The following is a 12,646-nucleotide window of genomic DNA, read 5'->3' as shown; positions in this document are numbered from 1 at the left end:
ACCTCATCAGGACTTCCCCATGCGATCCGAACGCTTTCCCCATGCGATCCGCGCGGCCGCGGCGGCGCTCGCGCTCGCCGCACTCGCCGGCTGCACGCACCTGCCCGACCAGCCGGCGTACGGCAAGGCCGATCCCGCCGCGCTGCGTCGCTATGACGACGACTGGTTCGACGCCGCGCGCGTCGGCCGCGTCGATATCCTGCGCGCGTTGCACGAGGCCGGCTATCCGGTCGACGCGACCGACAGCCACGGCTATACGGCCGTGATCCTCGCGTCGTACGACGGCCAGCCCGCGGCGCTCGACTACCTGTTGTCGGCCGGTGCCGACGCGTGCGTCGGCGATCGTCACGGCAACACCGCACTGATGGGCGCGCTCTTCAGGAACGAGCGCGACATCGCACGGCGCCTGATCGACACACGCTGCCCGATCGACCAGACCAACGGCGCCGGCGAAACCGCGTTGGGCTTCGCGACACTGTTCAACCGCTTCGAGCTGATTCCGCTGCTCGTCGCGCGTGGCGCAAATCCGAACCATGTCGACCGGCGCGGCCAGTCGCTGCTTCAGCTCGCGCTGACGCACGACAACACGTACGCCGCGGACGCGCTGCGGGAAGCCGGCGCCAGACCGTAGCGCGACGGCGCGTCAAATGGCGCGCCCCATTCTCTGCCCCCCGCCCGCTTCGCCATCGCGCGACGCCGGCGCCGCGTCGTCGGGCGGTTCGCCCGGCGGCCCTGCCGGCTCGATCTTTAAATACCGGCGCGAGCCGACGCCCGCATCGAGTCGAAACATCACGCGCATGACACCGCGCGGCATCCCGTTCGTCCGAGCATTCCGCTTCGGCTCACTCCCTGCTTTTCGGCGCCTTTCGCCGCCTCCATCGAATCTCCATCTTTCCGCATAAAAGCCGCCAACTACTCCAAGCACACTCCGCCCCGTCAAAGCAGGCAGTGGGCTGCCTGCGCTTCCTGGAGTCGTTATGAACAATCAGAACCGATGCTGCCACGGCGCCGTATGTGTGCTGGTGGCGGCGATGCTGGCCGGTTGCGGGCCGTCCGAACAGCAGGCCGCCGCGCCGGCCACCCCGGTGGCGGCCATGGCGGTGGCCGCCACGCGCGTCGACGTGACCGAAGATCTGCCCGGCCGCGTCGCGGCCGTGCGGGTGGCCGAGATCCGGCCGCAGGTGAGCGGCATCGTGCAACGCCGGCTGTTCGAGCAGGGCACCGAAGTACGCCAGGGCCAGCCGCTGTTCCAGATCAATCCGGCGCCGTTCAAGGCCGAGATGGATACGGCCGCCGCCTCGTTGCTGCGGGCGCAGGCCGCGCTCGAACGCGCGAAGGTCCAGACCGCGCGCTTCAAGCCGCTCGTCGAAGCCGATGCGATCAGCCGCCAGGTGTACGACGACGCCGTATCGCAACGCGACCAGGCCGCGGCCGACGTCGCGCAGGCCCGCGCGACGCTCGCGCGCCGCCAGCTCGATCTGAAATTCGCGACCGTGGAAGCGCCGATCGCCGGCCGCATCGACCAGGCGCTCGTGACGGAAGGCGCGCTGGTGTCGAGCGGCGACAGCCAGCCGATGGCGCGCATCCAGCAGATCGACCAGGTCTATGTGGACGTGCGCCAGCCGGCCGCGTCGCTCGAAGCGCTGCGCGGCGCGCTCGCGTCGCAGCCGCAAGCGTCGGACGGCAACGGCCTGCCGGTCGACGTGCTGCGCGACGACGATACGCGTTACGACGTAAAGGGCCGCATGCTGTTCTCGGGCGTCAACGTCGATCCGGGCACCGGCGACGTGCTGCTGCGCGTGCTGGTCGACAACCCGAAACGCCAACTGCTGCCGGGCATGTACGTGCGTGCCCGCATTCCGCGCGCGCACTACGCCAACGCGGTGATGGTGCCGCAACAGGCCGTCGTGCGCGCCGGCGGCAAGCCGCAGGTGTGGGTGCTCGACGCGAAAGGGCACGCGCGTCTGAAGGCCGTCGAAGTCGGCGAGCTCGCGAACCGCCACTACCGCATCAAGTCGGGCCTGCAGGCCGGCCAGAAGATCGTCGTCGAGGGCATGGAACGCCTGACCGATGGCGCGCCGGCCGCCGCGACCGACTGGAAGTCGCCTGACGCGGCCGCCGCCGCGTCCACGCACTGAGTCACGAGGAGCCTCCAGCCATGGCTGAATTCTTCATCCGCCGCCCGGTGTTTGCGTGGGTGATCGCCCTCTTCATCATCCTGATGGGGGTGATCGCGATCCCGCAACTGCCGGTCGCGCGCTACCCGTCGGTCGCGCCGCCGTCCGTCACGATCACCGCGAACTACCCGGGCGCCACGCCGCAGACGATGAACGACGGCGTACTGAGCCTCATCGAGCGCGAACTGTCCGGCGTCAAGAACCTGCTGTATTTCGAATCGTCGGCCGATACGTCCGGCTCGGCGCAGATCACCGTGACGTTCAAGCCCGGCACCGATCCGGCGCTGGCGCAGGTCGACGTGCAGAACAAGATCAAGTCGATCGAGCCGCGCCTGCCCGCCGCCGTGCGCCAGAACGGGCTGATCGTCGAATCCGCGTCGTCCGGCTTCCTGATGCTGATCGGCCTGCGCTCCGACAACGGCCGCTTCGACGAAGGCGCGCTCGCCGACTACATGGCGCGCAGCGTGTCCGAGGAGTTGCGGCGCATCGACGGCGTCGGGCGTGTGCTGCAGTTCGGCTCCGAGCGCGCGATGCGCATCTGGGTCGATCCGCAGAAGCTGATCAATTTCGGCCTGTCGATGAACGACCTGACGACCGCGATCGGCCAGCAGAACGTGCAGATCGCGCCGGGCAGCCTCGGCGCGCTGCCCGCGCTGCCGGGCCAGCGCGTGACCGTGCCGCTCACCGCGCAGGGTCAGCTCACGACGCCGGAAGAATTCGCGAAGGTCGTGCTGCGCGCGAACGCGGACGGCTCGAAGGTCGTGCTCGGCGACGTCGCGCGCGTCGAACTCGGCTCGCAGAACTACATGTTCGTGAGCCGCGAGAACAACAAGCCGGCCACGCTCGCCGGCGTGCAGCTCGCACCGGGCGCCAACGCCGTGAAGACGGCTGACGCGATCCGCACGCGCATGGCCGAACTGGGCAAGTCGATGCCGTCGGGCATGCGCTACTCCATCCCGCTCGACACGTCGCCGTTCGTGAAGATCTCGATCGAGAAAGTGCTGGCCACGCTGTTCGAGGCGATGGTGCTCGTGTTCCTCGTGATGTACCTGTTCCTGCAGAACGTGCGCTATACGCTGATCCCGGCCATCGTCGCGCCCGTCGCGATGCTCGGCACCTTTGCGGTGATGCTGCTGACCGGCTTCTCGATCAACGTGCTGACGATGTTCGGCATGGTGCTTGCGATCGGCATCATCGTCGACGATGCGATCGTCGTCGTCGAGAACGTCGAGCGCCTGATGGCCGAGGAAGGGCTGTCGCCGAAGGACGCGACGTCGAAGGCGATGAAGGAAATCACCGGCGCGATCGTCGGCATCACGCTGGTGCTGACCGCGGTGTTCCTGCCGATGGCGATGGCGAGCGGCTCGGTCGGCGTGATCTACAAGCAGTTCACGCTGTCGATGGCCGTGTCGATCCTGTTCTCCGCGCTGCTCGCGCTGACGCTCACGCCGGCCCTGTGCGCGACGATGCTCAAGCCGCTCGCACCGGGCCATCACGAGAAGCGCGGCTTTTTCGGCTGGTTCAACCGTCGCTTCGATCGCCTGACGAAATGGTACGAGACGCGCGTCGGCCGCCTGGTCGGCCGCACCGGCCGCGTGATGCTGGTGTTCGTCGCGATCGCGGGCGCGCTGGTGTTCGGCTTCCGCAGCCTGCCGTCGTCGTTCCTGCCGGACGAGGATCAGGGCTACTTCATCACCAGCTTCCTGCTGCCCGCGGACGCTACCGCCGAGCGCACGCATGACGTGGTCAACACGCTGGAAAAACATCTTGCCTCGCGTCCGGCAATCCAGTCGAGCATTTCCGTGATCGGCTACGGTTTCTCGGGACAAGGGCCGAACGCGGCGATCAACTGGTCCGTGATGAAGGACTGGAAAAACCGCGGCGGCGCATCGACCCTCGAGGAAGGCATGCTCGCGCAACAGGCGATGGCCGGCGTGACCGAAGGCACGGTGATGAGCCTGCTGCCGCCCGCGATCGACGAACTCGGCAACAGCTCGGGCTTCTCGATGCGCCTGGAAGACCGCGCCAACCAGGGCACGGCGGCGCTCAAGGCGGCCGAAGCGAAGCTGCTCGAACTCGCCGCGCAAAGCAAGGTCGTGACCGGCGTGTACCCGGACAGCCTGCCGGCCGGCACGAGCATCCGCCTCGAGATCGACCGCGCGAAGGCGCAGGCGCTCGGCGTGTCGTTCACGACGCTCAGCGACACGCTGTCGACCGCGATGGGTTCGACCTACGTGAACGATTTCCCGAACGCGGGCCGCATGCAGCAGGTGATCATCCAGGCCGACGCGCCGGCACGCATGCAGATCGACAACGTGATGAAGCTGTACGTGCGCAACGCGGCCGGCGGCATGGTGCCGCTGTCGGAAGTGGTGCGCCCGGTGTGGACCGACACGCCGCTGCAGATGGTGCGCTTCAAGGGCTACCCGTCCGCGCGGATTTCGGGCAACGCCGCCCCGGGCCAATCGAGCGGCGCGGCGATGGCCGAGATGGAGCGGCTTGCCGCGCAACTGCCGCCGGGCTTCGCGGTCGAGTGGACCGGCCAGTCGCTGCAGGAACGCCAGTCGGCGTCGCAGGCGCCGATGCTGATGGTGCTGTCGATGATCGTCGTGTTCCTGGTGCTCGCCGCGCTGTACGAAAGCTGGTCGATTCCGCTGTCGGTGATGCTCGTGGTGCCGCTCGGCCTGATCGGCGCGATCGGCGCGGTGCTGCTGCGCGGCTTGCCGAACGACGTGTTCTTCAAGGTCGGGATGATCACCGTGATCGGCCTGTCCGCGAAGAACGCGATCCTGATCGTCGAGTTCGCGAAGCAGTTGCGCGAGGAAGGCAAGGGCTTGATCGAGGCGGCCGTGCAGGCGTCGAAGCTGCGCCTGCGCCCGATCCTGATGACCTCGCTCGCGTTCGGCCTCGGCGTCGTGCCGCTGATGATCGCGACCGGCGCCAGCGCCGAAACGCAGCACGCGATCGGCACCGGCGTGTTCGGCGGCATGGTGACCGCCACGGTGCTGGCCATTTTCTTCGTCCCTGTTTTCTTTGTGTTCGTGATGAGCATCCAGGAGCGCATCGGCGCATGGCGGGCGTCCCGCAAGCAGCCGGCTACCCCGACTCGCGAACAGGAAGGTTGATGCCATGCGATTGCTTGTTCTTCCCCTCATCCTCGCGCTGTCGGCCTGCTCGCTCGCGCCGACGCTGGTCAAACCCGCGATGCCGGTGCCGACGGCCTACACCGCCGCCGCTGCCGCCGATCTCGATGCGAACGCCGCCGATCTGGGCTGGCGCACGATGTTCGGCGATCGCCGCCTGCAGCGCCTGATCGAGCTCGCGCTCGACAACAACCGCGACCTGCGCGTGGCCGCGCTGAACGTCGAGGCCGCGGAAGCGCAGTACGGCATCCAGCGCGCCGCGCGCCTGCCGTCGATCGGCGCGGGCGCGAACTTCACGCGTCAGCGTACGTCGGACGACACGCAGTCGAATCCGCCGCTGTTCGGCACGACGCAGAACCAGTACGGCGTGAACGTCGGCATCAGCGCGTTCGAGATCGACCTGTTCGGCCGCGTGAAGTCGCAGTCGGATGCCGCGTTCGCGCGCTACGTCGCGACCGATCACGGCCGCCGTGCGGTGCAGATCTCGCTCGTCGGCGGCGTGGCCGACGCGTACTTCGCGGAACGCCTCGCGCACGAGCAACGCCAGTTGTCCGAGCGCACGCTCGCCGACTGGCGGCAGTCGCTCGATCTCGCGCGCCGCCTGAAGGACGCGCATCAGGCGAGCGGCGTCGACATCGCGCAGGCCGAAGGCCAGGTCGCGAGCGCGACGGCCGATCTCGAGGCGCGCACGCGCGCCGTCGAGCAGGCGCGCAATGCGCTGCGCCTGCTGGTCGGCGCCGAGCTGCCGAAGGATCTGCCCGAGCCGCTGCCGCTTCAGCAGCAACCGGTGATGACGCAACTGCCGGCCGGCCTGCCGTCGGAGCTGCTGTTTCGTCGCCCGGATATCCAGCAGGCCGAACAAAACCTCGTCGCCGCGAATGCGGACATCGGCGCCGCGCGCGCCGCGTTCTTCCCGCGCCTGTCGCTGACGTCGTCGATCGGCTTCCTCAGCCCCGCGATGGGCAGCCTGTTCGACGGCGGCCAGCGCGTGTGGAGCTTCGCGCCGCAGGTCACGGTGCCGATCTTCCAGGGCGGCCGGCTGCGTGCCGAGCTGCGTCTTGCGGAAGTGCGCAAGTCCGGTGCGGTCGCCGAGTACGAACGCGCGATTCAGGCCGCGTTCCGCGAAGTGGCCGACGGCATCGCCGGACGCGAAACCTTCGGCCGCCAGATCGAAGCGCAGACCCGCGTGGTCGGTTCGGCCGAACGCCGCACCGACCTGTCGACCCTGCGCTATCGCGCGGGCGTCGAGGGACGGCTGGAGTTGCTCGATTCGCAGCGGCAACTCTATGCGGCACGGCAAGCGCTGCTCGACCTGCGCCGCAGCGAACTGAGCAATGCCGTTGCGCTGTACAAGGCGCTCGGCGGCGGCCTGACGGACCAGGACGTCGCACCGTCGAAGCGCGTGGTGCAGAACTGAACGAACGGCGCCGTTCCGCCCGCGCGGCAGCGTGGCGGAACGGCGCGCCCCGGCCCGGCGACGGGCCGCCCCGACTGTTCGCCATCGCACGGCACACTCCATGACGAATTCCCTGATACTCATTGCAGAAGACGAGCCCGATATCTCGGACATCCTCGATGCGTACCTGAAGCACGACGGCTTTCGCACCTACCGCGTCGCCGACGGGCAAGCGGCGCTCGACATGCAACCGCGCCTGAAGCCCGACCTGATCCTGCTCGACGTGAAGATGCCGCGGAAAAACGGCTGGGACGTGCTCGCCGAGCTGCGACGGCGCGACAATACGCCCGTCGTCGTCGTCACCGCGTTCGATCGCGACCTCGACCGGCTGCAGGCGCTGCACGCCGGCGCGGACGACTACATCGTCAAGCCGTTCAACCCGGCCGAGGTCGTCGCGCGATTGCGCGCGATCCTGCGCCGGTCGGCCGCGCCGCCCGCCACGCGCATGCTGCGCGTCGGCGACCTGGAGATCGATACCGACAGCTATCTGGCCCGCGTGCGCACGGCGGGCGCCGAGGTGCCGATCCCACTGACGCTGACGGAGTTCCGGTTGCTCGCGCACATGGCGAGATCGCCGAGCCGCGTGTTCACGCGCGGCGAGCTGCTCGATGCGTGCATGGCCGACGTGAGCGCGCTGGAGCGCACGGTCGACAGCCACATCTGCCGGCTGCGCAAGAAACTCGAACGGGCCGGCGCGCCAGGCATGCCCGAAGTGATGCGCGGCGTCGGCTACCGGCTGCGGGGCGTGCAGTGACGCTGCCGGCACGGCCCGGCCGGCAAATCGGGCGGGCGATCGGCGTCGCCGCGATCGTCGTCGTGCTGCTCGCCTGCACCGTCGCGTTCTTCGTCCATGCATTGCATGCGCCGGCCGCGTTGCCGCACGACGCGGCGGCCGACGCGATGCTCCGCAATGCATTTACTTACGTGGTGCTCGCGGCGGCGCTGTCCGTCTGCCTGCTGGCCGCCGCGTTCGACCTGATCAGGCTGATCCGCCGCATGCTCGCGACGCTCGACGCGATGGCGGACACGGTTGGCCGGATCGTGGCCGGCGATCCGTCGGCGCGCGCGGTTTCCGTCGACGGCTGCCCGGCCGGCCTGTCCCGCTTCATCGAGCACTTCAACGCGATCACTCATTCAATGAAACCGGCAAATCCATCCGATGCGACGGCCACCGTCGCCACCAGCAGTCACGTCACGCACACCCAGCTCGCCGAACTCGCAACCCGGCTCGACACGATCAAGGCGCTTGCCGCCGATACGAATGCGCCCTCGCGCGACGCGCTGCTTCAGCATATCGACGCGCTGTTCCGGTTCGTCGACGATCTTCGGGTGCCGAACGACAGGCCGCAACGATTCGAGCATTTCCTCGATGACGATTGGCCGTCTAACCCGGGCCGTTTCAACACGCATCGGAAATGATCGGCGAATCGCATTCGGCATTACCTGCGTTGCGGGTTTCGAACATTACAAAATGCCGCCGATCTTTTCAAAACCATTGCGGTTAATTCGGTTTAATTTTATTTCATATAATCAAAAAAAGTTTGACACCGCGCTTTCGTTCTTGATACCGTCCGATGCAAGCAATCCGACGGTTTGCCCGCCACGCAATCGATTCCGCTCCACGTTTTTTTGCTTCCGCTGCACCGAAGTACGCGCCGCCGAACGATTCGTTCGCACGCCGGCGCGCGCGGCATCCCGATGCATTTCACTGGACGGCTGCCATTCGGCAGCGGGCCGAAGGATCGAATCAAATGAGCAGGACAACGAAGCTGTTGCTCTAGCAATCCGCCCGCGCCGAATCCGGCGCGACTGCTCCGCCCCGCGGCGCAGCCTTCCCGTCATCGCGTTTTCCGTATTTCGCCCCCGGAGAAAAACCGTTTTCCGGATCGGGTGAAAGGCCCTGTCGCGTCCGTGCCATCCGCCCGCATGCGACAGAAAGCGGCGGTGCATGACCCGCACCGCTGTCGACCGTCGTTGTTCGTGCCGTTCGATGTTCAACCGGAGGGGTAATTCAAATGAATCAGGTTGCAAACAAGAAACACAAGCACATTCGCATCGTCAAACTCGCGTTCGCCGCCGCAGCAGCCGCTTCGTTCGGCATGGCGACCGCCCATGCCGCGCCCGCGGCCGGCTGGACGGAAACACGCACCAAGGGATTCCTGCCGCTCGTGCAGCAGAACGAAGCCGGTACGGCCGGCGCGCCCGCCGCGAGCACGGCGGCCGCTGCCGCCTCTGCCATCGACATGGCGCCCGGCGAATCGGTGGACATCGTGCTCGGGCTGAACCTGCGCAACGAAGCTCAACTCGACCAGTACCTGCGGGACCTGCATACGCCCGGCTCGCCGCACTACCGGCAGTTCCTCACGCCTGCGCAATTCGCCGCGCAATATGCGCCGACCGATCAGCAGGTCGCCTCCGTCGTCGCCCACCTGCGCAAGGCAGGCTTCGTGAACATCGTCGTCGCACCCAACCGGCTGCTCGTCTCCGCATCCGGCACCGCGGGAACCGTCCAGTCCGCGTTCCGCACGACGCTCAAGCGCTTCACCCGCAACGGCCGCAGCGTCTATGCGAATACCGACGCCGCGCAAGTGCCGAACGCGATCGGCAACATCGTCGGCGCGGTACTCGGCCTGCAGAACGTCGAGCTGATGCATACGGGTGCGGGCGGCAAGCCGCAAGGCAACACCAGCAACCTGACGATCCCGGCCGGCGCGTCGGCGGTCCCGCACAACCCGACCGAATTCTCGTCGATCTACGGCGGCGACGGCACGCCGACGGCATCGCAGACCACCGTCGGCATCATCTCCGAAGGCGACCTGTCGCAGACGGTGAGCGACCTCAATACGTTCGCCGCGAACAACGGCCTCGGCACGATCAGCAGCAGCATCGTGAAGACGGGCCCGGCCGGCAGTTCGTACACCGACACCGACGGCACCGTCGAGTGGAACCTCGACAGCCAGTCGATCGTCGGCACGGCCGGCGGCAGCGTGAAGCAGGTCGTGTTCTACACCGCGCCGTCGATGACGCTCACCGCGATCACGGCCGCGTACAACAAGGCCGTGACCGACAACGTCGCGAAGGTGATCAACGTGTCGCTCGGCGTGTGCGAATCGTCCGCGTACAGCACGGGCTCGCAGGCGACCGACGACACCATCTTCAAGCAGGCGGTCGCGCAAGGGCAAACCTTCTCGGTTTCCGCCGGCGACCACGGCGCGTACGAATGCGCGAGCGGCAAGCCGTCGCGCTCGACCTACACGGTGAGCGAGCCGGCCACGTCGCCGTACGTGATCGCGGTCGGCGGCACGACGCTGTTCACGAATACGTCGACCAATGCGTACAACAGCGAAATCGTCTGGAACGATCCGAGCTGGCAGTCGGGCACCGTGTGGTCGACCGGCGGCGGGTACAGCAAGTACGAGGCCGCGCCGGCGTGGCAGTCGTCGACGCTCACCGGCTCGACCAAGCGTGCGCTGCCCGACGTCGGCTTCGACGCCGACCTGCGCACGGGTGCGATTCTCGTCGTGAACGGGCAGACGTCCGACACGCTGTGGGGTTCGGGCTACCTGAACAACGAAGGCGGCACGAGCCTCGCCGCGCCGATCTTCACGGGCATCTGGGCGCGGCTGCAATCGGCCAACAACAATGCGCTCGGGTTCCCCGCGTCGAGCATCTACAAGTACTTCCCGACCAACGCCGCGCTGCTGCACGACGTCACGTCCGGGAACAACGGCAGCGGCACTTACGGCTACAAGGCAAAGGCCGGCTGGGATGCGACGACGGGCTTCGGCAGCGTGAACATCTCGAAGCTGAACGCGTTCATCCAGAGCACGTCGGACTTCGCGCGTTGACGCGCTGCTGACCGTTGCGGTTGCGCAAGCGCGACGTATCGTACGCAACCGCGTCTGACGACCCGCGAAGGCTGCGCAGCCTTCGCGGGTTGTCTGCATGCCGCGTCATCTCGCCTCTGCCGATCGGCACGTCGCTGAGCGTGCGGGAGAGCCCGGGCGGCATGCATGTCTGTGCGGATCTCGCGGCGACGTCCGCCGCTACGACGGCTTCGTGCTCGGCTATTCAGGGCTGAACGACGCGACGATCGAGACAGCGGCGACACAGTTCGCGAACGTCATCGAGCCGCACCGCCGCGCGCGACGCTGAGCGTCGCTCACAGTTGCGATTCGATCGGAAACAGCCCGAGGAACCAGACTTCCATCCGCCGCCCGGCAGATACCTCCGGCTCGTGATCGATCTCGGTGACCTTCCCGTCCGCATCGGTCTGAATCCACTTGAGCCGCCCGTTGCCGGCCGCGTCGGTGCTCGCCTCGACACGCCACGCGATCTGGTCGAGCCGCGCTTCCAGATCGTTGGCCACCTGCGACGCAATCGCGGGGCTCTCGCAGTAAACGCCGATCTCCGTATTGAGGTTCAGCGAACGCGGATCGAGATTCATCGACCCGATGAAGATGCTCGTGTGATCGAACACGTAGGTCTTCGCATGCAGCGACGCGCGCGACGAGCCGATGATGACCTGCTTCGAAATGCTCTTGTCGCCCGATGGCCGGCGCTCGTAGAGCCGCACGCCGGCGTGCACCAGATCGCTTCGATAGCGCCGGTAGCCGGCATGCACGGCCGCCACGTCGGTCGACGCGAGCGAATTGGTCAGCACCGTCACGCGTACGCCGCGCGCCGTGAGCGCGCGCAGCCGCTCGACCCCCTCCTTGCCCGGCACGAAATACGGCGACACGATCAGCAGGTCGTGCCTGGGCTGCAACGCGAGCGCACGCAGTTGCGGCATCAGATGCCCGTCGCTGTCCTTCGGCGGGTGCGCGATCTTCGACGGATCGTCGTACAGCACCGTCGCATGCCCCCACGACAGCGCCGTGCCCTCTCCGTGAACGATCCGGTCGAGCCGCTGCCGTGCCTCGAGCACGTACGGATTGTCCTCCATGGCCCGCAGGTAGTCGCGCAACCGTTCGCGCTCGCGGTCGAGGCCGCCCGGCGCCGCATCGTGTCCGACGAGCGTATCGATCGGATACGCATACGGCGAATTCCAGAACGTATCGAATTCGGTCGAGATGTCCTTCACGACCGGGCCGTGAACGACGACGTCGAGATCGCCGAACTCCAGCATCGACGATGCGCCGAAGTATTCATCGCCGATATTGCGGCCGCCGACGATCGCCGCCTGGTTGTCCGCGATCATCGCCTTGTTGTGCATGCGCCGGTTGACGCGCGAGAACTCGAACACGGTGCCGATCTTCTTGAACCGGCGCGTAGCCACCGGATTGAACAGCCGGATCTCGATGTTCGGATGCGCGCTGATCTCGAGCAGCTTTCGGTCGTCCGCGTTGGTGCCGAGATCGTCGAGCAGCGCGCGCACGCGCACGCCGCGGTCCGCCGCACGGATGACCGCGTCGGCCAGTTCGTGGCCGGTCAGGTCGTCGTGCCAGATGTAGTATTGAAGGTCCAGCGAGCGGTCGGCGCGGTCGGCAAGCAGCACGCGTGCGTCCAGCGCATCGACCGGATCGGTCAGCAAATGAAAGGCGTCCTGCCCCGGGTGCGTGCGGGCCTGCTGCTGAAACGCGGCGCCCAGCCGCGTATTGTCGGTATCGGTGTACGCATGCGTCGGCGCGCGATCGGCCTGCGGCGGCAGGCTTGCGCACGCGGCAAGCATCAGCAACGACAGAATCGCACCCCACCAACGCAGCCTGATCATGATCGCCGTCCCCGCTCCCGGGTGAAATCCGTTTGTTCTGGCCGCCGGATGGAGGCGGCATCGATCGGCGGTCCCGACGTACGCGAGTATCGCGCCGAGGCTTGCCGCGCCACAGCATACTTCGATTGCCGTCGGCGCGGCAGGCCTGCGTTGTTGC

The 12,646-nt window shown here is 67.3% G+C and carries 9 protein-coding genes; 8 read left to right on the top strand and 1 reads right to left on the bottom strand.

Going from position 1 to position 12,646, the window contains the following annotated elements; all coding sequences use genetic code 11:
- Window positions 1-19 precede the first annotated feature (19 nt).
- From KPB06_RS25905 to KPB06_RS25870, 8 genes are all read left to right on the top strand, one after another.
- On the top strand, window positions 20-631 hold the full coding sequence (locus KPB06_RS25905) for an ankyrin repeat domain-containing protein (protein ID WP_226223784.1): 612 nt from the start codon (window positions 20-22) through the stop codon (window positions 629-631).
- A gap of 346 nt (window positions 632-977) precedes the next feature.
- Window positions 978-2,138 (top strand): efflux RND transporter periplasmic adaptor subunit, encoded by a 1,161-nt coding sequence (locus KPB06_RS25900; RefSeq protein ID WP_275905948.1) that lies wholly within the window; start codon window positions 978-980, stop codon window positions 2,136-2,138.
- Between the two features lie 20 nt (window positions 2,139-2,158).
- The gene (locus tag KPB06_RS25895; RefSeq protein ID WP_124657207.1) at window positions 2,159-5,302 is read left to right on the top strand and encodes a multidrug efflux RND transporter permease subunit; all 3,144 of its coding nucleotides are present in this window, start codon (window positions 2,159-2,161) and stop codon (window positions 5,300-5,302) included.
- Window positions 5,303-5,306: 4 nt separating this feature from the next.
- Entirely contained in the window at window positions 5,307-6,737 is a 1,431-nt protein-coding gene (locus tag KPB06_RS25890) for an efflux transporter outer membrane subunit (protein WP_059639138.1), read from the top strand.
- A 100-nt stretch (window positions 6,738-6,837) separates the two neighbouring features.
- Window positions 6,838-7,530: a response regulator gene (locus KPB06_RS25885; protein ID WP_275905949.1), complete on the top strand. Its 693-nt coding sequence runs from the start codon at window positions 6,838-6,840 to the stop codon at window positions 7,528-7,530.
- A complete protein-coding gene (locus KPB06_RS25880) occupies window positions 7,527-8,195 on the top strand; it encodes a histidine kinase (protein ID WP_275905950.1) in 669 nt (222 codons plus the stop codon). The genes KPB06_RS25885 and KPB06_RS25880 overlap by 4 nt, the downstream gene beginning before the upstream one ends.
- The gene (locus KPB06_RS25875) at window positions 8,146-8,670 is read left to right on the top strand and encodes a hypothetical protein (protein WP_275920556.1); all 525 of its coding nucleotides are present in this window, start codon (window positions 8,146-8,148) and stop codon (window positions 8,668-8,670) included. Before KPB06_RS25880 ends, KPB06_RS25875 begins: the two co-directional genes overlap by 50 nt.
- A gap of 121 nt (window positions 8,671-8,791) precedes the next feature.
- Entirely contained in the window at window positions 8,792-10,624 is a 1,833-nt protein-coding gene (locus KPB06_RS25870) for a S53 family peptidase (RefSeq protein WP_059582906.1), read from the top strand.
- Window positions 10,625-10,938: 314 nt separating this feature from the next.
- Here the strand turns inward: KPB06_RS25870 and KPB06_RS25865 are convergent, their stop codons facing one another.
- Complete coding sequence (locus KPB06_RS25865; protein ID WP_275906029.1) at window positions 10,939-12,489, bottom strand: phospholipase D family protein; 1,551 nt, start codon at window positions 12,487-12,489, stop codon at window positions 10,939-10,941.
- Window positions 12,490-12,646 lie beyond the last annotated feature (157 nt).

Origin of the sequence: Burkholderia semiarida (genome assembly GCF_029268935.1) — a bacterium.
GTDB classification, from domain to species: domain Bacteria; phylum Pseudomonadota; class Gammaproteobacteria; order Burkholderiales; family Burkholderiaceae; genus Burkholderia; species Burkholderia semiarida.
Note: the sequence above shows the minus strand (reverse complement) of the source record. Positions and strands in the feature narration are given on the sequence as shown.